Origin of the sequence: Pseudogracilibacillus amylolyticus (SeqCode), assembly GCF_051918545.1 — a bacterium.
Lineage (GTDB): Bacteria > Bacillota > Bacilli > Bacillales > Amphibacillaceae > Pseudogracilibacillus.
On the sequence record NZ_JBPPZG010000002.1, the window covers coordinates 1 to 24778 of the forward strand.

The 24778-nt window shown below is 34.9% G+C and carries 23 protein-coding genes and 1 pseudogene; all 24 read left to right on the plus strand.

Annotated elements, in window-relative coordinates; all coding sequences use genetic code 11:
* The first annotated feature begins 695 nt into the window (after positions 1-695).
* The 24 genes and pseudogenes from spoIIP to recO all read left to right on the plus strand — a co-directional run bounded on the left by spoIIP (position 696) and on the right by recO (position 24244).
* A complete protein-coding gene (spoIIP, locus tag ACPYKA_RS00345) occupies positions 696-1679 on the plus strand; it encodes a stage II sporulation protein P (RefSeq protein ID WP_479540431.1) in 984 nt (327 codons plus the stop codon).
* Between the two features lie 12 nt (positions 1680-1691).
* Positions 1692-1982, plus strand: coding sequence for a hypothetical protein (locus tag ACPYKA_RS00350; protein WP_479540432.1), 291 nt, complete (start codon positions 1692-1694; stop codon positions 1980-1982).
* 140 nt (positions 1983-2122) lie between these two features.
* The gene (gene lepA, locus ACPYKA_RS00355; protein ID WP_479540433.1) at positions 2123-3934 is read left to right on the plus strand and encodes a translation elongation factor 4; all 1812 of its coding nucleotides are present in this window, start codon (positions 2123-2125) and stop codon (positions 3932-3934) included.
* A gap of 346 nt (positions 3935-4280) precedes the next feature.
* On the plus strand, positions 4281-5306 hold the full coding sequence (hrcA, locus tag ACPYKA_RS00360; RefSeq protein WP_479540434.1) for a heat-inducible transcriptional repressor HrcA: 1026 nt from the start codon (positions 4281-4283) through the stop codon (positions 5304-5306).
* Positions 5307-5380: 74 nt separating this feature from the next.
* Positions 5381-5971 (plus strand): nucleotide exchange factor GrpE, encoded by a 591-nt coding sequence (gene grpE, locus ACPYKA_RS00365; protein ID WP_479540435.1) that lies wholly within the window; start codon positions 5381-5383, stop codon positions 5969-5971.
* Between the two features lie 25 nt (positions 5972-5996).
* A complete protein-coding gene (gene dnaK, locus ACPYKA_RS00370; protein ID WP_479540436.1) occupies positions 5997-7838 on the plus strand; it encodes a molecular chaperone DnaK in 1842 nt (613 codons plus the stop codon).
* A gap of 284 nt (positions 7839-8122) precedes the next feature.
* Positions 8123-9238: a molecular chaperone DnaJ gene (dnaJ, locus tag ACPYKA_RS00375; RefSeq protein ID WP_479540437.1), complete on the plus strand. Its 1116-nt coding sequence runs from the start codon at positions 8123-8125 to the stop codon at positions 9236-9238.
* Between the two features lie 26 nt (positions 9239-9264).
* Positions 9265-10224 carry a 50S ribosomal protein L11 methyltransferase gene (prmA, locus tag ACPYKA_RS00380; RefSeq protein WP_479540438.1) on the plus strand — a complete coding sequence of 320 codons (960 nt, stop codon included), beginning with the start codon at positions 9265-9267 and terminating at the stop codon, positions 10222-10224.
* Positions 10225-10228: 4 nt separating this feature from the next.
* The gene (locus ACPYKA_RS00385; RefSeq protein ID WP_479540439.1) at positions 10229-10990 is read left to right on the plus strand and encodes a 16S rRNA (uracil(1498)-N(3))-methyltransferase; all 762 of its coding nucleotides are present in this window, start codon (positions 10229-10231) and stop codon (positions 10988-10990) included.
* A 1-nt stretch (position 10991) separates the two neighbouring features.
* On the plus strand, positions 10992-12320 hold the full coding sequence (gene mtaB / locus ACPYKA_RS00390) for a tRNA (N(6)-L-threonylcarbamoyladenosine(37)-C(2))-methylthiotransferase MtaB (protein ID WP_479540440.1): 1329 nt from the start codon (positions 10992-10994) through the stop codon (positions 12318-12320).
* Between the two features lie 200 nt (positions 12321-12520).
* The gene (rpsU, locus tag ACPYKA_RS00395; protein WP_336262504.1) at positions 12521-12703 is read left to right on the plus strand and encodes a 30S ribosomal protein S21; all 183 of its coding nucleotides are present in this window, start codon (positions 12521-12523) and stop codon (positions 12701-12703) included.
* A gap of 14 nt (positions 12704-12717) precedes the next feature.
* A complete protein-coding gene (locus tag ACPYKA_RS00400; RefSeq protein ID WP_479540441.1) occupies positions 12718-13164 on the plus strand; it encodes a GatB/YqeY domain-containing protein in 447 nt (148 codons plus the stop codon).
* A 473-nt stretch (positions 13165-13637) separates the two neighbouring features.
* A complete protein-coding gene (locus tag ACPYKA_RS00405; RefSeq protein WP_479540442.1) occupies positions 13638-14969 on the plus strand; it encodes an NfeD family protein in 1332 nt (443 codons plus the stop codon).
* Between the two features lie 16 nt (positions 14970-14985).
* Entirely contained in the window at positions 14986-15996 is a 1011-nt protein-coding gene (gene floA, locus ACPYKA_RS00410; protein ID WP_479540443.1) for a flotillin-like protein FloA, read from the plus strand.
* Between the two features lie 35 nt (positions 15997-16031).
* Positions 16032-16553: a hypothetical protein gene (locus ACPYKA_RS00415; RefSeq protein WP_479540444.1), complete on the plus strand. Its 522-nt coding sequence runs from the start codon at positions 16032-16034 to the stop codon at positions 16551-16553.
* A gap of 133 nt (positions 16554-16686) precedes the next feature.
* Positions 16687-16953: a YabP/YqfC family sporulation protein gene (locus ACPYKA_RS00420; protein WP_479540445.1), complete on the plus strand. Its 267-nt coding sequence runs from the start codon at positions 16687-16689 to the stop codon at positions 16951-16953.
* A 24-nt stretch (positions 16954-16977) separates the two neighbouring features.
* A complete protein-coding gene (yqfD, locus tag ACPYKA_RS00425) occupies positions 16978-18189 on the plus strand; it encodes a sporulation protein YqfD (RefSeq protein ID WP_479540446.1) in 1212 nt (403 codons plus the stop codon).
* A 29-nt stretch (positions 18190-18218) separates the two neighbouring features.
* Positions 18219-19169, plus strand: coding sequence for a PhoH family protein (locus tag ACPYKA_RS00430; RefSeq protein WP_479540447.1), 951 nt, complete (start codon positions 18219-18221; stop codon positions 19167-19169).
* A 45-nt stretch (positions 19170-19214) separates the two neighbouring features.
* The gene (locus ACPYKA_RS00435) at positions 19215-21344 is read left to right on the plus strand and encodes an HD family phosphohydrolase (protein WP_479540448.1); all 2130 of its coding nucleotides are present in this window, start codon (positions 19215-19217) and stop codon (positions 21342-21344) included.
* On the plus strand, positions 21344-21805 hold the full coding sequence (ybeY, locus tag ACPYKA_RS00440; protein WP_479540449.1) for an rRNA maturation RNase YbeY: 462 nt from the start codon (positions 21344-21346) through the stop codon (positions 21803-21805). Before ACPYKA_RS00435 ends, ybeY begins: the two co-directional genes overlap by 1 nt.
* Positions 21795-22154, plus strand: a complete 360-nt coding sequence (locus tag ACPYKA_RS00445; protein ID WP_479540450.1) for a diacylglycerol kinase family protein — start codon at positions 21795-21797, stop codon at positions 22152-22154. The genes ybeY and ACPYKA_RS00445 overlap by 11 nt, the downstream gene beginning before the upstream one ends.
* 175 nt (positions 22155-22329) lie before the next feature.
* Positions 22330-23229 (plus strand): annotated as a pseudogene (era, locus tag ACPYKA_RS00450) (GTPase Era); the annotation flags it as partial.
* A 107-nt stretch (positions 23230-23336) separates the two neighbouring features.
* A complete protein-coding gene (locus ACPYKA_RS00455) occupies positions 23337-23477 on the plus strand; it encodes a YqzL family protein (RefSeq protein ID WP_479540451.1) in 141 nt (46 codons plus the stop codon).
* A gap of 23 nt (positions 23478-23500) precedes the next feature.
* A complete protein-coding gene (gene recO, locus ACPYKA_RS00460; RefSeq protein ID WP_479540452.1) occupies positions 23501-24244 on the plus strand; it encodes a DNA repair protein RecO in 744 nt (247 codons plus the stop codon).
* Positions 24245-24778: the final 534 nt, after the last annotated feature.

Genomic DNA, 24778 nt, shown 5'->3' on the forward strand with positions numbered 1-24778 from the left:
CTAGTTGAGTCCGAACATCACTTAGGGGAACGTGAGAACACCTTGTGTGCCCCTATTAATCAACTAGATCGGTGAATCTCCGGTATAGAACATTTATCATCCACTGCACCAGCGGAGGAAATACATGGAGACTCCTGGTCGGCTAGAGGCGGTCACGTCCTGTGACCTACGCCGACACTAGTACGTCTTGTACGTCGGAGGCTCAACAGCCGCCCACGGAAAGCGTAGTGTATTTCCGTAGCGGTATTCTGCTTTGTAGCTTCGTTTTTATTTCCACGCTGGAAATCAACGGTGTTATAACTAGTTTTACAAATTTTCACTACTCAACTGTATCCTTCAACTACAATGCAACAGTATTAAATCTGTGAAAAGATACGAATCATTTTGTGTTAACTCGCTTTTAAAAAAAGCGGGTTATTATTATTGGTTTAAAGTGGAATTATATCAATTAAAAGTTCTATTTAGACATAAGACATCATAGTTTAATATAGTAATCCAATTCAAAAAAGGTAGTTGATATATGTATGTTCCATCAATCAAACAATAGCTTTCTAATGTTTATGAAATCATTTTATAAGCAAATTATCATTTTGTTTTTCGTGATTATTCTTTTATTTACGACAATTGGGATTATCACTACTTCTAAGCCGTCATCTCGTCTCTCATCCTCTATATTTTCATCTTGGACGAGCAATGTGGATCAGTCTGTTTTCTCATTATTATTTAGTGTGGAAAATAGAGGCTTTGATCTTATGCATGGCGTGACACCGGAACGACCAATTACTGAAGTATTATTTAATTTAGTAACTAGCATTCAATTAAATAATTTGACGAGCATCTTAGGCCAAGAAATACCAGGATTTTCAACTTATGAAAATAAAGTTATTGTAGCAGGGGAAGGGTTAAATGAGCTAAGTGGACTGGCACATGAGTCTGGTCCACCGCTCGAGGAAATTTTAAAAGAGCGAAAAGCGATTGATGACTCTGTAAAAGAAGAAAAAGAATCTGTAGAGCAACCATTTTCAACAGAAGGAAGAAAAGTAGTTTTTCTCTATAATAGCCATAATAGAGAGTCATTTTTACCGCATCTACCTGATGAATCGAACCCCAATGCTGCACATCATAAAGAAGTAAATATTACGAAAGTAAGTGATAAACTAGCAAGTGCACTAGAGTCTTATGGGATAGGTTCCTACGTGGATGATACGGATATTATGAATGTTTTAAACGAAAAAGGTTGGAAGTACGGAAAATCGTATGAAGCATCTAGACCTGTCGTACAAGAAGCAATTAGTCAAAATAAAGATCTGCAATATGTATTAGACATTCACCGTGATGCTCTACCACGAAAAGAAACAACAAAAGAAATAAATGGCAAGGATTATGCGCAAATTTTATTTATTATTGGCGCGGAAAATAAAAATTACGAGAAAAATTTAAAGTTAGCGACAGAGCTACATTACTTATTAGAAGAAAAATACCCTGGCTTAAGCAAAGGGATCATTACAAAAGAAGGATCGCAAGGAAATGGAGTTTATAATCAAGACTTACATGATAACGTATTATTGTTGGAAATTGGAGGTTATGATAATACGTTAGAAGAAATGTATCGGACGGCTGATGTATTTGCTGAAGTATTCGGAGAAATTTATTGGGAAGCTGAGAAAGTTAATAATTAGGAGGAGTTAAAAATGTCGCGTTTTATAACGATCTCATTACTCTTGTTAGTGTTTTTCTTTGGAGGAATGTCCTATGGTTCATTTGAAAAAGACCGAATAATTGTTCAGCCAGATGAGGAGGAACCAATTGTTGAACATCAAGAAATTATGGAGTCTACTCCAGTATCATCAGAAACGTATAGTACACAAGACGGAGATTATTTAGTTCATAAAACAGCATCTTTCTTTGAAAAAGTTGTAACGACTGGCTATGAAATTATTATTAATATTTTATATGCTATTGCAAACTTATTCTTTGACTGAAAAGGAGTTTATAAAGTTCTATCGCATAAATATTATACTGATTGAATGATTATATTGAAACAAAAGCATCCTATTGATATAATTCTTGATAGGAAAGCATGTATATAATTGGGTAGAAGTGTAGGAGTGAGCACGAACAAATGAATAATAGACAAAAAAATGTACGTAACTTTTCGATAATTGCTCATATTGATCACGGAAAATCAACTCTAGCAGATCGAATATTAGAAAATACACAAGCTTTAACAGAAAGAGAAATGAAGGAACAATTTTTAGATGCAATGGATTTAGAACGGGAACGTGGGATAACGATTAAGTTAAATGCTGTCCATCTGCAATATAAAAGTAAAAATGGGGAGGATTATACCTTCCATTTAATTGATACACCAGGACATGTCGACTTTACGTATGAAGTATCTAGAAGTCTTGCGGCATGTGAAGGAGCCATCTTAGTAGTTGACGCAGCACAAGGTATCGAAGCTCAAACACTCGCAAATGTTTATCTAGCTTTAGACAATAATTTAGAAATTATTCCGGTAATCAATAAGATCGACTTACCAAATGCGGATCCTGAACGAGTAACACAGGAGTTAGTAGATATTGTCGGCATTGATCCAGACGATGTTATTTTAGCGTCTGCGAAAGAGAATATTGGAATTGAAGAAATATTAGAGCGGATCGTCGAACGTGTTCCGGCACCTGAAGGTAAAGAAGAAGATCCGTTAAAGGCATTAATTTTTGATTCCTTATATGATTCGTATCGTGGTGTTATTGCCTCTATATGTGTGAAGGAAGGACAAGTAAAAGTAGGCGATAAAATTAAGATGATGGCAAGTGAGAAAGAATATGAAGTGCTAGAACTTGGAGTATTGACGCCAAAAGCTGTTAGTAAAGAGGTACTTACTGTTGGAGATGTTGGTTTTTTAACAGCTGCAATAAAAGAAGTGAAGGACACACGAGTAGGGGATACGATTACGACAGCAGAAAATGGTGCATCAACTCCACTTCCCGGGTATCGGAAACTGAATCCAATGGTTTTCTGTGGGTTATACCCAGTAAATTCAGATGACTATAATCCGCTTAGAGAAGCACTTGAACGGTTAGAACTGAATGATTCATCCCTTCAATATGAACCGGAAACGTCACAAGCATTAGGATTTGGTTTCAGAAGCGGATTTCTCGGTTTACTGCATATGGAAATCATTCAGGAACGTATTGAAAGAGAATTTAATATTGACTTGATTACAACAGCACCTAGTGTAATTTATGAAGTGCGGAAAACAGATGGGGAAGTTATTAAAGTTGATAATCCGTCGTTAATGCCAGATCCACAGTCGATCGAGGAGATTTTAGAACCTTATGTAAAAGCATCCATTATGGTGCCGAATGATTTTGTTGGTGCGGTAATGGAGCTTTGTCAACGAAAACGTGGACAATTCATTGATATGCAATATTTGGATGATATTCGTGTAAATGTTATTTATGAATTGCCATTATCAGAGATAGTATTTGATTTCTTTGATCAATTAAAATCAAACACAAAGGGGTATGCATCCTTAGACTATGATTTTATTGGTAATCGTCCATCCGACTTAGTTAAAATGGATATTTTATTACACGGGGAACCTATTGATGCGCTATCGATAATCGTTCACAAAGACTTTAGTTATAACCGCGGCAAACAAATTGTTGAAAAACTAAAAGATTTGATTCCAAGACAACAATTTGAAGTGCCTGTTCAAGCGGCGATAGGTAATCATATTGTAGCACGCTCGAATATAAAAGCAGTTCGTAAAGATGTAACTGCAAAACTATATGGTGGAGATGTAACTCGTAAACGTAAGCTACTGGAGAAACAAAAAGAAGGTAAAAAGCGAATGAAGATGGTTGGCTCTGTAGAAATCCCACAGGAAGCGTTCATGGCAGTATTACAATTAAATGATGATAAATAGTTTTACTTGAAAACGGAGGCAATTAAAAAGGCCATCCGTTTTTTTAAAAGCCCTTTTCGTAATTTATGGTTAGCCATTACCTTATCCGCAGCACCAATGAGTTGCGCTGTGATAGGTGTTTTTTGCGGTCATTGTGTCAGAATTTTTCTCAGGAGTTTTGTTGTGGAACGATAATCTTTTAAAAATTAAACGTTTAATGGTAATAAATCCATTCGAAGTAAGGGAAAATAAAGAAAAAATCATCTTTCTAAATGAGACGTCTTAATTGACAAAAAAAATAGGATTTGATAATTTATTAATAGCATTAGCACTCGGAAGATGTGAGTGCTAACAGAGGTGGATCATCATGTTAACTGAAAGACAATTACTTATATTACAATCGATCATTGATGATTTTATTGAGACGGCGCATCCGATTGGATCTCGTGCTATTTCAAAAAAAGCCAAAATTAATTTAAGTGCTGCAACGATTCGAAACGTAATGGCAGATCTAGAAGATATGGAGTTGTTAGAAAAGACGCATTCTTCTTCAGGACGGATACCTTCTGAAAAAGGATACCGTTATTATGTGGATCATGTGATATCACCGACTATTCGAGACAAAGAAATAGCTATTATTAAAAATATCATTCAAGATAATATGATTGAATTAGAACATGTTGTTCAATTATCAGCTGAAGTATTGTCACAATTAACCAATTATACAGCTATCATTCTTGGGCCAAATGAAGTTGATGCGACATTAAAGCAGATACAAATAATAAATTTGACCCCGCAGACAGCTGTTGCTATTTTAGTAACGAGCACGGGACATGTTGAGCATAAATCCTTTTCGATACCAAAAGGATTCAATGTTTCAGACTTTGAAAAGGTTGTTAATATACTTAATGATCGTCTTGTCGGTGTACCGATTGTGAAATTACCACACACGCTACAAACAGAAGTATATGAATTATTAAAAAAGCATATTAAAGAGCATGAACTAATGTATGAATATATTCAGTCAATTATTCGTTATGATGATACTGCAAAGCTATATGTTGGTGGTCAATCGAATATTTTAATGCAGCCTGAATTTAAAGATGTCGAAAAAATTTATGAGTTTTATACTATGCTGGAAGATGAAGATGAAATTATTAAATTGCTCACAGAACAGCATGATGGGTTAAAAGTGACAATTGGTAACGAAAATAAGAATGAAGCGATCAAAAACTTCAGTCTAATAACAACACCATATAAAATGGGTGTAAACCAATTAGGAACCATTGCTTTATTTGGTCCTACAAGGATGGAATACCGTAAAGTAATCACTCTATTAAAATCTCTTTCCAATGAGATGACAGATTTATTTTATGTAACATTTAATAAGTGAATTGTTTATGGTTTATTTTGTAAGTAATTCATGTTATGGTTTATCGTGGCAATTAATATTGGAGGTGCCGGACATTGAATGAACAAGAAAAAGAAACTATCATAACTGAAGAAGATGCAGAAGCAGATATTCAAGAAAATGAATCAAAATCAGAAGCCGAAGAGGACGAAAATTCTGACCAACCTCAAGAAGAAGAGGAGACTGTCGCGAATACGTTACAATTGGAAAACGATAAATTAACAGCAGAGGTTGAGCAATTAAAAGATCGATTACTGCGAAATCAAGCGGAATTTGAAAATTATAAAAGAAGAACACAAAAAGAAAAGACTGCTGAACGTAAATATAAATCAGAAGAATTAGCGCTTGAGCTTTTGCCTATTTTGGATAATTTTGAAAGAGCGCTACAGACAGAAGTATCTGAAGAAAATAAAGGTTTTGTAGAAGGAATGCAAATGGTGTATAACCAATTGGTAACAGCTTTACAATCACAAGGTGTTGAACAAATTGAAACAGTTGAAAAGGAGTTTGACCCAAATTATCACCATGCTGTTATGCAAATAGAAGATGAGGAATTTCCTTCAAATATTATAGTAGAAGAACTACAAAAAGGGTATATGCTAAAAGATAAAGTAATTCGACCAGCAATGGTAAAAGTAAACAAATAGAAGTGTGACAAAGGAGAGTTTTGAAATGAGTAAAATTATCGGAATTGACTTAGGTACTACGAATTCTTGTGTAACTGTAATGGAGGGCGGCGAACCGGTTGTTATTGCAAACCCGGAAGGAAACCGAACAACACCGTCTGTTGTTTCTTTTAAAAACGGTGAAAGACAGGTTGGGGAGGTCGCAAAACGTCAAGCGATTACGAACCCGGATACAATTCAATCCATTAAACGTCATATGGGAACTGATCATAAAGTAAATGTTGAGGGTAAAGATTATACTCCACAAGAAATTTCGGCAATTATTTTACAACATTTAAAAAGTTATGCAGAAGACTATATTGGTGAAAAAGTAAGTAAGGCAGTTATTACTGTACCAGCTTATTTTAATGATGCGGAAAGACAGGCAACAAGAGATGCTGGTATTATTGCAGGACTTGAAGTAGAAAGAATTATTAATGAGCCGACTGCAGCTGCACTTGCATACGGAATCGATAAAGAAAATGAAGACCAAACAATTCTTGTATATGACCTTGGTGGAGGTACATTTGACGTCTCGATTTTAGATATTGGCGACGGAACTTTTGAAGTAGTCTCTACTGCTGGAGATAATCGTCTTGGTGGAGACGATTTTGATGAAAAAATTATTGAATATATGGTACAAGAATTCCGTAAAGAAAATGGAATCGACTTATCCCAAGATAAAATGGCGACACAACGTTTAAAAGATGCTGCCGAAAAAGCGAAAAAAGATTTATCTGGAGTAACGCAAACACAAATTTCTTTACCATTTATTACGGCTGGAGAAGCGGGTCCACTACATTTAGAACTTACACTTACAAGAGCAAAGTTCGATGAATTAACAAATGATCTTGTGGAAAGAACGATGAATCCAGTTAGAACAGCACTATCTGATGCTGGCTTGTCTCCTAATGAAATTGATAAAGTGTTATTAGTTGGAGGTTCAACTCGGATTCCTGCCGTTGTAGAGGCAATCAAAAATGAAATTGGTAAAGAACCTTCTAAAGGAGTAAACCCTGATGAGGTTGTAGCACTTGGTGCAGCGATTCAAGGTGGAGTTTTACAAGGTGATGTAAAAGATGTTCTATTACTTGATGTTACACCACTATCACTCGGAATTGAAACGATGGGGGCTGTAACCACGAAATTAATTGAGCGAAACACGACGATCCCTACAAGTGCATCACAAATCTTCTCAACAGCTGCAGATAACCAAACAGCGGTTGATATTCACGTGTTACAAGGAGAACGTGAAATGGCTGCTGATAATAAGACATTAGGTCGTTTCCAATTAACGGATATTCCACCAGCACCTAGAGGAGTTCCTCAAATCGAGGTTACTTTTGATATTGATGCAAACGGAATTGTGAATGTGCGTGCAAAGGATTTAGGAACAAACAAAGAACAATCGATTACTATTCAATCATCTTCAGGGTTATCAGATGAAGAAATTGATAAAATGGTTAAAGACGCTGAAGAAAATGCAGAAGCTGATAAGAAACGTCGGGAAGAAATTGATTTACGTAACGAAGCAGATCAGCTTGTCTTTACGACGGATAAAACAATTAAAGATTTAGGGGATAAAGTTTCAGAAGAAGAAAAACAAAAAGCAGAAGCGGCAAAAGAAGAGCTTAAAAAAGCGCTAGAAGGTACTGATATTGAAGAAATTAAAGCGAAAAAGACTGCTTTAGAGGAACAAGTACAACAATTATCCGTTAAACTATATGAACAAATGGCTCAAGAACAACAAGCCGAGCAAGGAGCAGAAACGGAAAATAAAAGCGATGAAGTAGTAGATGCTGATTATGAAGAAGTTGATGACGAAAAGGATAAAGCAGAGAAGAATTAAAATGTAGTTTGAAAGTCAAAGTCAGGTTTTCTTGACTTTGACTTTTTTTAAGATGATTTTTTAGCAAAGTCGTAAGTACAACATCACCTAGTCATCGCCAGTTACGGCTCTTTAGGAAGGCTGACTAAGAACAGGCTCTCTGCCTAACGTCGGCATACTCCTAGTGATGAGGGCATGTTTACTTTATCGAGAAGCCAAGTTTTCTAATGAAATTTGCTTAAAAGAACAAATAAATGCTATGATTAAATGTATTGAAATTGCGGGTTTTAGGAGAGTGAATTAGTTTGAGTAAACGGGATTATTATGAGATTCTTGGACTTGAACGTGATGCGTCTAAGGATGATATAAAGAAAGCATATCGTAAGCTAGCTCGTAAATACCATCCGGATGTTAACAAGTCACCGGATGCAGAAGAAAAATTTAAGGAAGTAAAAGAAGCATATGAAATTTTAAATGACGACCAGAAAAGAGCGCAGTATGACCAATTCGGCCACGCTGGCACAGGAAGCCAAGGTTTCGGCGGCGGAGCAGGAGACTTTTCTGGATTCGGTGATATTTTTGATATGTTTTTTGGTGGAGGGGCACGGAGAGACCCGAATGCACCGCGGCAAGGCGCTGACTTACAATATACAATGACTTTAACATTTGAAGAAGCAATTTTTGGCAAGGAAACGGAAATATCAATCCCGAAAGAAGAATCATGTGGAACTTGTCATGGCTCGGGAGCTAAACCAGGAACGAAACCACAAACATGTCATCATTGTCATGGTTCTGGACAATTAAATACAGAACAAAATACTCCATTCGGTAGAGTAGTCAACCGAAGAGCATGCCATTATTGTCAAGGAACGGGTAAAATTATCCCTGATAAATGTACGACATGTGGTGGTACAGGACGAGTGAAAAAACATGTGAAAATTAAAGTTTCCATTCCTGCTGGTATTAACGAAGGACAACAAATTCGAGTTTCCGGAAAAGGAGAAGCAGGAGTCAATGGTGGGCCACCAGGAGATTTATTCGTAGTCGTTTCAGTTAAAGACCATGAGTTTTTCACTAGAGAAGGCGATCATATTTTTCTGGAATTACCAATAACATTTGCGCAAGCAGCACTTGGAGATGAAATAGAGGTACCAACCGTTCATGGAAAAGTTATGTTTAAAATTCCACCTGGTACACAAACAGGAAAAACCTTTAGATTAAGAGGAAAAGGTGCACCGAATGTTCGAGGTTACGGTCACGGAGATCAACATGTCAAAGTAAGAGTAGTAACACCTACTAAATTAACAAGTCGTCAAAAAGAGATTTTAAAAGAATTTAATGAAATTGCCGATAATGATCCATTATCAAAAGAAGAAGATTCTTTTTTTAAACGATTTAAAAAGGCATTTAAAGGTGAATAAAAATTCTACTGCAACAATCGAAGTGAGTGATAATATTGAATTGGATTGAGTTGTCCATCCATACTACAAATGACGCTTTAGAACCAGTTACAAATATATTGAATGAATTAGGTGCAAATGGAGTAGTTATTGAAGATCCAGCTGATTTATCGAGGGAAAAAAGGGATGTATTTGGAGAAGTATATGAGCTTGATAAGACAAAATATCCTAAAGAAGGTTTAATCATTAAGTCATATTTTTTACAGAATGATAAATGGGCTGAAACGCTAGAAGTTATTCGTTTCAGGATAAATAACTTGAAACAATATGAAATAAATCTTGGAAAAAACAAATTGACAACAGACATAGTAAAAGAGGAAGACTGGGAAAACGAGTGGAAAAAATATTTTAAGCCAATGAAAGTAACGAATCGAATTACAATAGTTCCATCTTGGGAACAATATCAAAAAACTTCCCAAGATGAATTAATTATAACGATTGATCCAGGAATGGCTTTTGGAACGGGAACTCATCCGACAACGATTTTAAGTTTACAAGCTTTGGAAAAAGTGATTCAACCTAATGATCTTGTTATGGACGTTGGAATAGGTTCAGGTATTTTAAGTATTGCCGCTGTTTTATTAGGTGCAAAACACGTTTATGGCTATGATCTTGATGAGGTCGCAGTAAGTAGCTCTAAGCGGAATAGAGATAGCAATCAGCTTGAAAATGAAATTACCATTAAACAAAATGACTTATTAAAAAATGTCGATAAAAGAGTCAATATTATTGTTTCAAATATTTTAGCAGATATCTTACTCCGTTTAGTAGATGATGCATGGAATAACTTGGAAGACGACGGTTACTTTATTACTTCAGGAATTATTGAAGCTAAACAACAAGTAATAATTGATAAACTTTTAGATACTGGATTTGACGTGATTGAGACGAATCAATATGAAAATTGGGTAAGCATTATAGCACAAAAAAAGATTAATAGTAGGTGACATTGTGCAACGATATTTTATTCCGAAAGCAAATTGGAGTAATGAGTTTATCGATATAGTGGATGACGATGCACATCATATGAATAGAGTCATGCGATTTAAGCCAGGCGATAAAATCATTTGTGCACATCCTGATGGTAAAGCAGCAATTTGCCAAATTATTAGTATTGAAAAAGATAAAGTGAAAGTAGAAATAAAAGAATGGCTTGATAATAATTCGGAACTACCAGTACATGTAGCAATCGCCCAAGGATTGACCAAAGGTAATAAACTAGAACTCATTTTTCAAAAAGGCACAGAGTTAGGTGCTCGGGAATTTTGCTTGTTTGAGGCAGATCGCTCGATTGTTAAATGGGATAAGAAAAAATCCAAGCAAAAATTAATCAGATATCGTAAAATAATAAAGGAAGCTAGCGAGCAGTGTCACAGGAACCGAATACCGACTTTAGAAGAGCCAAATTCATTACAAGAGATTGTTGAAAATAGCACAGATTATGACGTGAAATTGTTTGCCTATGAAGAAGAAGCGAAAATAGATAATACTTCTTCTTCTTTCGGTGCTGTACTATCTCAAATGAAAGAAAATGAAAAGCTGTTAATTTTTATTGGGCCTGAAGGTGGATTTTCGATTGAAGAGGCTATGTTTTTAAAGGATAATAACTTTATTCCTATTCGATTGGGGAAAAGAATTTTAAGAACAGAAACAGCTTCACTATATGCACTAGCTAGTATTTCGTATCATTTTGAAGAATTGAGGTGTCAGTAATATGCCTACCGTTGCATTTCATACTTTAGGCTGTAAAGTAAATCATTACGAAACAGAAGGCATCTGGAATATGTTCAAAGATCACGGCTATGAAAGAGTTGATTTTGAACGTATGGCAGATGTTTATGTCATAAATACGTGTACAGTTACGAATACAGGAGATAAAAAGAGTAGACAAATAATTCGACGTGCTGTAAGAAAAAATCCAGAAGCGATCGTTTGTGTAACAGGTTGTTACGCTCAAACTTCTCCTGGAGAAATAATGGAAATTCCTGGTGTCGATGTTGTTGTTGGGACACAAAATAGAAAGAAAATGATTGGATTAATTGAAGAACATCAGCAAACACGGCTTCCAATCAATGGAGTTTCCGCTATTATGCAAAATCGTGTGTTTGAAGAAATGGATGTACCGGAATTCTCAGATCGTACGAGAGCATCTCTAAAAATTCAAGAAGGATGTAATAACTTCTGCACGTTTTGTATCATCCCTTGGTCTAGGGGGCTGTTACGTTCAAGGGATCCGGAAAATGTATTAGAACAAGCACAGAAACTTGTTGATGCTGGTTATAAAGAGATTGTATTAACAGGTATTCATACAGCAGGTTATGGTGAAGATATGCCAGACTATAATTTTGCGAGACTGTTAAGGGATCTTGAAATGAAAGTAAACGGGTTAAAAAGAATCCGCATTTCTTCCATTGAAGCAAGTCAAATTACCGATGAAGTAATAGATGTTCTGGATAAATCGAATAAAATCGTCAGACATTTGCACATCCCTTTACAATCTGGATCAAATACGGTACTTGCAAGAATGCGCCGCAAATATTCTGCTGACTTTTATGAAGAAAAAGTGAAAAAAATTAAAAAAGCACTTCCAGGACTCGCAATTACATCTGATGTGATCGTTGGATTTCCAGGAGAAACGGAAGAAGAATTTATGGAGACATATGAATTTATTAAGAAAATCGGTTATGCAGAACTACATGTTTTTCCGTATTCAAGAAGAACGGGCACACCAGCTGCACGCATGGAGAATCAAGTTCCAAACGAAATAAAAGAAGCTAGAGTAGAAGAAATGATTTCTTTATCCAATCAATTAGCCGAACAATATGCAGCTCAATATGACGGTACTGTATTAGAAGTTATTCCAGAAGAAAAAAGTTCAAAAAATGGCTACTTAGTTGGACATGCAGATAATTATTTAAAAGTTCAATTTGAAGCACCACAAGAATTGATTGGTTCGATTGTGCGCGTAAAACTAACGCAAACAGGCTATCCTTTAAATAAAGGGGTTTTTGTCAAAGTGGCCGATCAATTAAAATCGAGTTAATCTTTCTTTAATAGCATGAATAAAGCATGAAACGAACGAAAAATGGTTTCATAAATATTTCCACGTTCTCAAATAATATGAAGGCGAAAATATTAGATGTTGACCCATCCGAATCCTTATAATATAATTGTAACAGGCATATTTAAGAACACGTATGTCTATCCATTATCGTCTTATACTCCGGAGGGAGGGAAATTAGTATGCCGAATACAACTCGAATTCGTAAAAACGAATCCATTGAAGATGCACTTCGCAGATTTAAACGTAGTGTCTCAAAAAATGGTACACTATCTGAATATCGCAAACGAGAATATTATGAGAAACCTAGCGTACGACGTAAGAAAAAATCTGAAGCAGCAAGAGCACGTAAGCGTAAATACTAAAGAGGTGCACGTAAATGTCTCTAATGGACAGATTAAACGAAGATATGAAACAAGCCATGAGGGCTAAAGATAAAGATAAGCTTAGTGTAATCCGTATGGTGAAAGCTTCTCTGCAAAACGAAGCGATTCAACTTGGGGTAGACACATTACAAGAAGAAAATGAACTCTCCATTTTATCGAGAGAATTAAAACAACGAAACGACTCCCTTAAGGAATTTAAGAATGCTGGTCGTGAAGATCTTGTAGAAAAGCTAGAAAAAGAGATTGAAATTTTAACAGTGTATTTACCTGAACAACTTACCGAAGAAGAACTTGAGGAAATCGTGAAAGAAACGATTTCTGAAGTTAATGCAACTTCTAAAAAAGACTTCGGAAAAGTAATGGGTAAAATTATGCCCAAAGTGAAAGGTAAAGCTGATGGCTCTATTGTTCAAAAAATCGTTCAACAACATTTACAATAAAATTTTAAAACAACGTTAGAAAACTAAGGCTTTCTCCAAGCCTTGGCGAAAGCCTTAGTTGCACTTATGCGAGTCAAGAAAGTTTTATACTTTCTTACCTGCTAAATAAATGAAACATAAAAGATCCTCCTTTATTTTAAATGGAAGGATCTTTTTAATTGGTAGAAAATTTGGCTTAGCTTTAAAGATAACATGCCGATTGGAAACCCGGAAGCTGTTAGGGTGATATATGAGTACTTTCCGTACAAGTATTGGCGCTAAAAATTTTGATAACCAAGTTTTAGCCAGTTAGCCGTAGAGTTAATTCAAAATATTTTCTATCCTTTAATGATTTGTCTTAAGAGTAGATCGTTTCGTTATGTCCCAATGTTAAAAATTTAGTAATAATTAATGCTAGCTGACCTAATCTATGATACGATAAGGTTGCTATAATATATCTTTTTCAAATTCGGACAAATAGGTGGTGATAAACGTTGTCCAAGTACGCCAAGTATCCAGCTATATTTTTAATTTTCTTTTTATTCTTTCCTTTCTTTTTTGACTCTTCGTCCGCAAAAGGTAACACAGAAGGAGAAGATAAATTAGTTTATGTTATTCCGATTGAAAAAGAAGTAGAAAGAGGACTGGAAGCTTTTTTAAACAGATCTACGAAAGAAGCGATTGAAGCAGGTGCCAACCATATCATTTTTGAAATTGATACGCCTGGTGGTAGAGTCGATTCAGCAGGTCAAATTGGAAAATTGTTACAAAGCCTTGAAATACCAACAACCGCCTATATTGTCAATGAAGCATTATCAGCTGGCTCATATATTGCATTAAATTCTGATACGATTTACATGAACCCTAATGCTACAATGGGCGCTAGTGGTGTCATTACGGGGGATGGAAATGCCGCCGATGAAAAAGCACAATCTGCTTGGATTGCAGCGATGAAAAGCGCTGCGGAGTCTAAGGGGAGAGATCCGACATATGCAATTGCTATGGCCGATCCAGAGGTTGATTTACCTGAGCTGGGAGCACCTAAAGGAGCCTTTTTAACATTAACTCCGTCAGACGCTGTTGAAGTTGGGTATGCGGAGGGAATTGTACAAAATAGGGTTGAATTGCTTCACGATCTAAATTTATCAGGAGCAACTATTGAAGAGCCTGAAACAACATTTGCTGAAGAAATCGCACGCTTTGTAACGAATCCAATCGTTATCCCGATTTTATTATCAGTTGCTAGCCTCGGACTTATCGTTGAATTATATTCACCAGGTTTTGGGATTCCAGGTACCATGGGATTAATTGCACTACTTTTATTTTTTTACGGACATATTATAGCAGGTCTTGCTGGTATGGAAGCAATAGTATTACTCATTTTAGGAATATTGTTAATCATTTTAGAATTTTTTGTTTCTGGAGGTATTTTAGGCTTAATTGGGGTTGGAGCAGTACTTGGCTCACTCTTCTTAGCTGGTTATGATTTAGGTCATATGGCTTTAAGTGTTTCGATTGCGTTTATTGTTGCAATAATTGCCTTCGTTATTCTGTTCAAATGGATCGGATTAGAACGGGGAATTTTCAAGAAGATTATTTTACGTGATCGAACAACGACAGAACTAGGCTATGTTTCTGTGACTGAACGTCCAGAATTAATTGGTCAGGAAGGCATAGCTGTAACGCCACTAAGGCCATCAGGGACAGCACGATTTGGTGAAGAACGAATTGACGTAGTTTCTGAAGGAGGTTTTGTAGAAAAGGATAAACGTGTTATGATTGTTGAAGTAGAAGGAATGAAGGTTGTTGTTCGAAAATTAAATTAAAATTGGAGGAAGTATAATGGATCTAGGTCTTACACAAATTGCACCAATTATTATTATTGCGCTTATTTTAATCGCGCTCGTTATTTTGTTTACTTTTGTACCTGTTGCACTGTGGATTAGCGCACTGGCGGCAGGAGTAAAAGTCGGTTTGTTTACATTGGTTGGGATGCGCTTACGTCGTGTCGTTCCTTCTCGTGTAATTAACCCGTTAATTAAAGCATATAAAGCAGGACTTGACGTCACGACAAACCAGCTAGAGAGTCACTATTTAGCGGGAGGAAATGTGGATCGGGTGGTAAATGCACTTATCGCTGCGCACCGAGCGAATATTAATTTATCCTTTGAACGGGGAGCAGCAATTGATCTTGCCGGCCGAAACGTTTTAGAAGCTGTGCAAATGAGTGTTAATCCGAAAGTGATCGAGACTCCTTTTATATCAGGTATTGCGATGGATGGTATCGAGGTAAAAGCTCTTGCAAGAATAACCGTACGGGCAAACATTGATCGTCTAGTAGGGGGAGCAGGAGAAGAAACGGTTATCGCCCGTGTTGGTGAAGGGGTAGTTAGTACAATCGGTAGTTCTGACACACATAAACAAGTATTAGAAAACCCAGATTCAATTTCTCATACAGTACTTGCTAAGGGATTAGATTCAGGAACTGCATTTGAAATTTTATCTATTGATATAGCTGATGTTGATATTGGGAAAAACATTGGAGCAATTTTACAAACCGACCAGGCACAAGCGGATAAAAATATTGCCCAAGCGAAAGCGGAAGAACGACGTGCAATGGCGGTTGCTCTCGAGCAAGAGATGACAGCGAAAGTTGAGGAAATGCACGCACGAGTTGTGGAAGCAGAAGCAGAAGTACCAAAAGCGTTAGCCGAGGCATTAAGATCTGGAAATATGGGTGTTATGGATTACTTAAATTACCAAAACATAAATGCTGATACTGATATGCGCGATACAATTGGAAAAGTAACGAAGAAGGATCAAGATTATAAACCAGATGAGCCAAAGAAATAAACTAAAATGAATTTTGGTAGTAAGGAGGCTTAAAAATGGAAAGCTTCTTTGATTTTATAGCGGAATATTTTTTCCTCGTAATCATTATTGTCGGAGTGATTATTAACTTTCTAAGTAAAGGAAGAAGAGAAGAAAATAAGCAAGAACAAGTGCCCAAAGAAAACCAACGTCGCCGTCCTACGATGACCGATATGAAAGAGACGTATGAACAAGCAAAAGAAATGATTTTCGATACAAAACAAGAAATAGAAGACAGTACACAAACTGTTGAAAAATCTATTGAACAACAACGTCAAGAACAGTATGATCGTTTGCGAAACAGGTACAAGCCAACTACACTTACAGATTCCAAAGACCATAATGAAGGGATACAGTCAGGTTTCGAAAGTCGTCCACTAAATGTTGAACGACGAGAGACGGAAGCAATTAATGTCAATTTAGATAAGAAATTAACTTCAAAGGGATTAATTGAAAGTGTAATTATGGCGGAGGTTTTAGGAACGCCACGAGCTCTCAGGCCGTACCAAAATATTATTTCACAACGAAAACGTCGTTAATGTTAAGCTGACTATTTACGAAAATTTTAGTAAATAGTCAGCTTTTTTTCGTTTCAAAATAGTAGTTTAAAGTTCTTATCTACTGGTTTTATACATAATTATAGGAAGAAGGGAGATATGTGGAGTGAAAATAATGAAGCGAGTCATGCAACCATTTATAAATAAAAATCTATCACTTCCTTCCGATTCATTGTCTCTTCCAACAGTAACGATTACTGGAGATAACCGTGTTGCAATTGAACAACATTATAAATTAATCTCATTTACGGAAAAAATAATTAAACTACAATGTGAAAATGGCATTATTCAAATAAGTGGCGATATGTTAGTGATCAAACTAATGTATCCGAGAGAGATCATCTTAGAGGGCAACATCAAAGAAGTAAGTTTTGAATCTTAATATGTTGTTTTACTAGGAGGCAGTATGAAACGAATACAAGGAAAAAACGTCGTCGGTTATGTGACAGTTAAAGTGAAAGGAAAACGTCCCGAAGTATTTTTTCAAAGGTGTACAGACGCTGGAATTCCAGTTTGGGATATAAAAAAACAAAATAACTCCGTATGTTTAGGTAAAATTTATTTAATTCATGTAAAAAGATTAAAAGCACTATTACAAAATTATCCGTATGAAATTGAAATAATCAATCGAAAAGGGTATATTAATTTTTTCAGTTATCTTTGGACAAGGAAAGAACTCCTCTTGTCAATTCTTCTTTGTAGTGCAATTATTTTCTTTCTTTCTAATATCGTTTGGAAGGTCGAAATAAACGGTGTCTCGGTCGATATTGAGGATAAACTCGAAAAAGAATTGGCTTCCTATGGTCTTTATGAAGGAGCATGGATCTATTCACTTGAATCATTGGATATTGTGCAACAACAATTATTAAATGATGTTCCAGAGTTATTGTATATCGGAATTGAAAAAAAGGGGACAACTTATACAGTTGATGCTGTAGAGAAATTAATTGTAAAAGAAGAATCAGAACCAGCTCCGCAACATTTGATCGCAGCCAAAAATGGTATAATCCAAAAAATGTTTATTAAAAAAGGTTCCCCTGCTGTAAATATTAATGATTATGTAAAAAAAGGGGATGTGTTAGTATCAGGAGTAATGGAAGAAGAAAAAAATGAGGACGAAGAAGAAAATTCAGAAAAATCAAAAGAGATTGTGACTTCTGCAGAAGGGGAAGTTTTTGCTAATACATGGTATGAAGTAAATGTTACTAGTTCACTTTATCAACATAATGAAAAATTATCCGGAGATAAAGTTACAAAATATAGTTTGAATATTGGGAAGTGGCAACTGCCTATTTGGGGATTTAAAAAAATTCCATATGAGCAAGTGTTTGAAGAAACAGAAGTAATACCTATATATCTTTTGAAGTGGAAATTACCCTTTAATTTAATTGAACGAACAATTTACGATAAAGAATCGTTTACCCAAATTAGAAGTGAGGAAGATGCAAAAAATATTGCGATTGAACATGTTAAGGAAGATTTAAAATTAAAATTAGGGCAGGACTCTGAAATAATTAAATATTATGTTTTGCATGAAACAGTAGACAATGGTAAAGTTAAAATGAACTTATATATTAGTGTGACAGAAAATATCGCAATTGGTAAACAAATAAAATAATGAATGAAGTTTAAAAAAGGAGTTACGTAATGGCAGAAAACTTGGAACAGATTGACCTGCAAATAGATAATTCCAATGAAGCAAGAGAGCTATTTGGAAATAGTGATAATTATCTGAAACGAATAGAAGAAGAACTGCAGGTTTCAATAATAACACGTGGAGAACAAATTCAAGTTTCCGGAAAGCAAATTGAGCTAGTAGAGATGGTCTTAAACAGTCTATTGAATATTATTAAGAAAGGTCTCTCCATTACAGAAAGAGATGTTTTGTATGCTATTAAGCTGGCTAAAGAAGGTAAAATCAATCAATTTGAAACATTGTTTGAAGATGAAATTACCAAAAATGCAAAAGGTAAACCCATTCGTGTTAAAACATTAGGACAGAAATCCTATATTAACGCAATAAGGAGACATGATCTTGTTTTTGGAATTGGACCGGCCGGAACCGGAAAAACGTATTTAGCAGTTGTAACCGCGGTCGATGCATTAAAAAAAGGACATGCAAAACGAATTATATTAACGCGTCCAGCTGTAGAAGCGGGAGAGAGTTTAGGGTTTTTACCAGGAGATTTAAAAGAAAAAGTTGATCCTTATTTAAGACCACTTTATGACGCTCTTCATGATGTTTTGGGAAGAGATCAAGCGACTCGCTTAATAGAAAAAGAAATTATAGAAATTGCACCATTAGCGTATATGCGTGGAAGAACACTCGATAATGCGTTCGTTATTTTGGATGAAGCACAAAATACAACACCCGAGCAAATGAAAATGTTCTTAACGAGACTTGGATTTGGTTCAAAAATGATAATTACAGGAGACATCACACAAATAGATCTTCCAAAGGGTGTAGAATCAGGTCTTCAAGTAGCGAATAGAATGCTTAGAACAGTTAAAGAGATTGCATTTATCTATTTGGATGAATCAGATGTTGTGCGTCATCCGCTTGTTCAAAAAATTATCCATGCATATGAAAACAATTAATACTTACTAAGGGCTATTTCGGGGGAACTGTTGGGGTGAATACAGTTGAACAAATTTTTCGAAACTATATTATTAATTTTCAATCGGAAATCAAGATGGGTTGCCGTTTTTTTACCAGTATTCATACTGGGAGTAACCTTTTTTTTATTAGCAATGAATAATGTTTATTCACAGACCTATGAGCTAGAACGTTTTGACCGCGCAAAAGAAACAATTCGTTCCCCGATTACGATCGAAAATGAACTCGAGACAGATCGAAAAATAAGAGAAACTGTCTTGGCAGTTGGTGACAGATATACTATTTTAGAAGAAATAACTGAAGATCAAATTAATTATATAGAAGAAATTTTTGATGCAGTAAGTACATTAATAAAAGAAACCTCTTCCGATGAAGATGCGACTGATCCAAGTCAATTAGGTTATGATGAGATTGTAATTCAATTACAAGAAATACTTTCACCTGAAATAACGGATAAAGTGGATGATCTTGTTTTTATGGATTTAATCCAAATTGACGAAAAAGAAAGAAATCATGGAAAAGATGTATTTATAAAAGCAGTAACAAAAGTATTAGATAATGGGGTTAGAATTGAAAATATTCAAAGTGCAAAAGAAGAAGTAGCCTCTATTATTAAATATTCCACATTAAATACAGAAGTAAAAGAAACATTGAACGAACTGATTGACTTTGCAATTGTTGAAAATTCATTTTTTGATGTGGAAAAAACGATGGAAGCAAGAAATGAAGCAGCGAGCAGTGTTGACCCGGTTGTGATTAGATCAGGGGATATAATCGTCCGAGAAGGCCAAATAATTACAAATGAAATATACGAAGATTTAAAATTGGTTGGTGTATTAAATCAGGAAAAGAGTATTTTCCCTGGAATTGGACTAGCTTTATTTATATTAATGATCGTTAGCTTAGTTGGGTATGAATTAAATAGACTTTACCAAAGAGACGAACTTGATCAAGGTCAAATTTTAGCAGTAATTCTTATTAGTGTTATTATGGCTGTTATAATGAAAGTCGTTAGCCTATATATAGATCAGGTAAGTCATCTTTACTTGCTTGTCCCGATTGCAACGGGTGTTTTATTATTAAAAATGCTCATATATGAACGACTAAGTATTGTATTTTCAATCGTGTTTGCCTTTCTTGGTAGCATTTTATTTAACGGAGAAATACCTGGCACGTTAAATATAGAAGTGGGAATTTACTTTTTCTTCTTTCAGCTTGCCGGAATTGTATTTTTAAGGAATATTAAAGATCGTGTTACAATAATTAAAGCTGCATTTGGAATGGCTATAGTAAATGTTATGACGATTGCTATGTATATATTCCTTTCATTTGAAAAGTTTGAAATAATAACATTTACGATACATGTAAGTTTTGGCATTGGGGCTGCAATATTATCTGCGGTGTTAACAATCGGGTTATTACCATTTTTTGAAACAGGTTTAGGAATTTTGTCAGATGGTAAATTACTTGCATTAGCGAATCCAAATCAACCCTTGTTACGAAAACTTTTAACAGAGGCGCCAGGAACCTATCACCACTCGGTAATGGTGGCAAATTTAAGTGAGGCTGCGTGTGAGGCAATTGGTGCAAATGGATTGTTGGCACGTGTCGGGTCTTATTACCATGATATTGGGAAAACTAAAAAACCCCATTATTTTATTGAAAATCAAGTAGCGATTAGAAATCCACATGATTTCATAGAACCTGAAAAAAGTGCCAATATTATTATTAATCATGTTATTGAAGGTGCTGAAATGTTAAAAGAGCAAAAATTACCAAAAGAAATTATCGATATTGCTGAGCAACACCATGGCACTTCTCTTGTTAGTTATTTTTATCATAAAGCTAAAGAGAATGAGCAAGATGTAAATGAAGAAGATTTTCGTTATCCAGGACCTAAACCTTCCACAAAAGAAGGGGGAATTATTTCTATTTGTGACTCTGCAGAAGCGGCTGTTAGATCATTAAAAGAACCTTCCTCAGAAAAAATTGAAAAAATAGTTGATTCAATAGTTAATAATAAATTAATGGATGGGCAATTAGATGCCACGCCACTTACTTTAGAAGAATTGCATATTATTAGGGAAACGGTTTGTGAAGCATTAAAGGGGATATTTCATTCTCGCATTCAATATCCTACAAAGGAGGCCAACTGATGCATATTGATGTTTATGATAAAACGGAGACGTTATCTGAGAATCAAATACAATTATTAAAAGATGTACTTCAATTTACGGCAGAAAAAGAAAAGATAGTTCACGATGTGGAGTTATCATTAACCATTGTAACAAATGAGGAAATTAAACATTTAAACAATCAATATCGAAATAAAAATGAACCAACAGATGTCTTATCATTTCAGATGGATAATCCTTTTATGGAACTTGAAAATGAAATTAATTATGGTCCACTGCAAATAGGGGATATAATTATTTCTATTGAGAAAGTAAATGAACAAGCTACAAGATATAATCATTCGTTTGACAGAGAATTAACTTTTCTTGCTATTCATGGTTTTCTTCACTTATTGGGATATACGCATGATAATAAGGAAAATGAAAAAGTTATGTTTCAAAAACAAGATACGATTTTAGAGGAGTTTAAACTTGGAAGGTAATGGGAAAAGAGGTATAGGACTGGAGTTTGCCTTGAACGGCTTAAAAGAAGCCTTTATAAGAGAGCGTAATTTCCGGATTCATCTCTTTATAGCGACAATTGTGATTATTATTGGATTTTATTTCCGACTTGAATGGATCGAATGGATATTCATAATTATCATGATACAGACCGTTCTTATTACAGAGCTAATTAACAGTCTAATGGAACGAATAATTGATTATATAAAACCAGAACTTCATCCCAAAGCAAAAATTATTAAAGATATTTCGGCTGCAGCTGTATTGGTTGCAGCTATTACTTCCATCATTGTAGGGCTCATTATTTTTATTCCCAAAATATTTTTGTAAAGAATCCGCTAGAATATGCGGATTTTTTCTTTCTAAATATATTGGTAGCCTGAAATATTTTAAAATAGCGAATTAATGCGAAATTTATCTTTCTTTTACAAGCTTTGTCGAAATGATTAAAATTAATTTGAATCTGTAGTATTATATGTAAAATAACAGGGACAATCAGGAGGAAAAAATGGAAAAAGAGCACCATTCAGGATTCGTCACAATTATTGGCAGACCAAATGTAGGAAAATCTACATTAATAAATCAAATTGTTGGAGAAAAAATCTCCATTATTAGCGATAAAATTCAAACGACAAGACACACGATTCACGGGATTGTTTCTGAAGAAGATGCCCAAATTATCTTTATTGATACTCCGGGAATTCATAAGCCAAAACACCGATTAGGCGACTATATGGTTGACGTTTCTATTCAGTCACTAGAAGACGTAGATGTAGTACTATTTATGATCAATGCAAAAGAAGGGTATGGAAAAGGTGATGAATTTATTTTAGAAAAACTTAATAATGTTAACAGCCCGGTGTTTTTATTAATAAATAAAGTCGATCTTATCCACCCCGATGAATTATTTCCGATCATTGACCAATATAAAGATAAATGTGAATTCGAAGAGATAATTCCGATTTCGGCTTTAAATGGAAATAATGTCAAGAATTTATTATCTTTAATTAAGCAGCATTTACCTGAAGGACCAAAATATTATGGGGATGATCAGTTATCGAATAAAACGGAACGCTTTATGTATAGTGAGATTATTAGAGAGAAAGTATTAATCCATACGAAAGAAGAAGTTCCACATTCGATTAATGTAATGATTGAATCACTAAAAGAAAAAACCCACAATAACATGTATATTCAAGCATTAATAATAACAGAACGAAAATCTCAAAAAGGGATTTTAATTGGCAAACAAGGGAATATGCTAAAAAAAATTGGTCAAGAAGCTAGGAAAGAAATAGAAGCGATGACTGGAAAAAAAGTTTTTCTAGAGCTATGGGTTAAAGTACAGAAAGATTGGCGAAATAGACAGTCATTATTGGAACAATATGGATTTAATAATGAATAACATTGGTAAAAATTAATATTCATTATTGTGGCTGAATAGGAAATTCTAATAGTAAGTTGCATTTTCACGTATTTACAACAAATATAAAAAGGAAAGGAAGGTTTCTTGTGAATAATATCATTTGGAGTTTATTTCAAAAAACAGGAAACGTTGAAACCTATTTATTGTTGAAAGAATTAGAAAATGAACAGCTAGAAGAAGAGAAAATTGAAAGCGAAGATATTGCATCATTGCAGACAAAAATGTAGCATATATTTAAGGAGAAAAATATATGCTGAAACAATTAGAAGGAATCGTATTAAAAACTCATGATTATGGGGAAACCCACAAAATTTTATCAATTTTTACGAAAGAACTTGGGAAAATATCTGCTATCGCAAGAGGAGCAAATAAACCAAAAAGCAGACTTAGCGCCATTTCTCAAGTCTTTATTCAAGGTGATTTTTTAGTCTATGTTACAAAAGGATTAAGCACAATACAACAAGGGCAAATTATTCGGTCACATCGTTATATTAGAGAAGATATTGAAAAAACAGCTTATGCTTCATATATCATCGAATTAACCGATAAAACGATAGAAAGAACGGAACCTGATCCATTTATCTATGACCAGTTAGAACGCACACTGAACTGGATAGACGAAAATGAAGCATTTTTAATTCCAGTAATGATGTATGAGTTGAAACTGTATAAAAAAGGTGGCTTCGCTCCAGTTACAAGTCGTTGTGTGAATTGTGGCAACACAAATTATCCGTTTGCTTTTTCAATTCAAGAAGGTGGATTGCTGTGTGAACAATGTAAACACCTTGACCATCGAGCAGTTTTTTTAGAAAATGCGATCGCCAGACTATTACCTATTCTTGAAAATGTTGGTATAGAAAGAATAGGTAATATATCTGTAAAAGATCATAATATTCAATTATTTCGAAATTTATTAAATAATTATTATGATCAATATGGTGGCTATTCATTAAAGTCTAGAAAGTTTTTATCGCAATTAGACTTATTTAAATAATAGTGAACCTCCCCCACTAATTGCTAACGCAATTTGAAGGGGACTGCGCCTTCGCTTTTTTGTTCAATTTTTAAAAGAAAATGATAATCGTTGCAAAAAGGCGAAAAATTTTGTATGATTTAATTGTATGTAAATGCATCGAAAGAGAAAAGTACGAATTGCACTCTATTTATAGCGAGTCCAGGATAGTGAAAGCTGGATAATAGCACAATGTCGGAAGGCACTCTGGAGCATTTTTAAAGAAAGTGGCTGGATACTTATTAAGTTGAAAGCAAGTAGGGTGGAACCGCGGGCAAGAATCCGTCCCTATGTCTTTTTATAAAAAAGGCATAGGGACGGATTTTTTTAATGGACTAATCTGTGTAGTTGAAGGATACTGTGGAGCAATGACAATTTAAAACCTAGTTATAATACCGTTGATTTCTGCAACAAAAATGTAGATATATTACAAAGTAAAATACCGCTTCGGAAATACATTCCGCTTTCCGCGGGCGGCTGTTGAGCCTTATTGTGCTAACGCACTGCGAAATCTCA

Coding starts and splice junctions, on each gene's coding strand:
- ACPYKA_RS00350 (WP_479540432.1), top strand. CDS start 1,692: ATGTCGCGTTTTATAACGATCTCATTACTCTTGTTAGTGTTTTTCTTT.
- lepA (WP_479540433.1), top strand. CDS start 2,123: ATGAATAATAGACAAAAAAATGTACGTAACTTTTCGATAATTGCTCAT.
- hrcA (WP_479540434.1), top strand. CDS start 4,281: ATGTTAACTGAAAGACAATTACTTATATTACAATCGATCATTGATGAT.
- dnaK (WP_479540436.1), top strand. CDS start 5,997: ATGAGTAAAATTATCGGAATTGACTTAGGTACTACGAATTCTTGTGTA.
- mtaB (WP_479540440.1), top strand. CDS start 10,992: ATGCCTACCGTTGCATTTCATACTTTAGGCTGTAAAGTAAATCATTAC.
- rpsU (WP_336262504.1), top strand. CDS start 12,521: ATGCCGAATACAACTCGAATTCGTAAAAACGAATCCATTGAAGATGCA.
- ACPYKA_RS00400 (WP_479540441.1), top strand. CDS start 12,718: ATGTCTCTAATGGACAGATTAAACGAAGATATGAAACAAGCCATGAGG.
- floA (WP_479540443.1), top strand. CDS start 14,986: ATGGATCTAGGTCTTACACAAATTGCACCAATTATTATTATTGCGCTT.
- ACPYKA_RS00415 (WP_479540444.1), top strand. CDS start 16,032: ATGGAAAGCTTCTTTGATTTTATAGCGGAATATTTTTTCCTCGTAATC.
- ACPYKA_RS00420 (WP_479540445.1), top strand. CDS start 16,687: ATGAAGCGAGTCATGCAACCATTTATAAATAAAAATCTATCACTTCCT.
- yqfD (WP_479540446.1), top strand. CDS start 16,978: ATGAAACGAATACAAGGAAAAAACGTCGTCGGTTATGTGACAGTTAAA.
- ACPYKA_RS00430 (WP_479540447.1), top strand. CDS start 18,219: ATGGCAGAAAACTTGGAACAGATTGACCTGCAAATAGATAATTCCAAT.
- ybeY (WP_479540449.1), top strand. CDS start 21,344: ATGCATATTGATGTTTATGATAAAACGGAGACGTTATCTGAGAATCAA.
- recO (WP_479540452.1), top strand. CDS start 23,501: ATGCTGAAACAATTAGAAGGAATCGTATTAAAAACTCATGATTATGGG.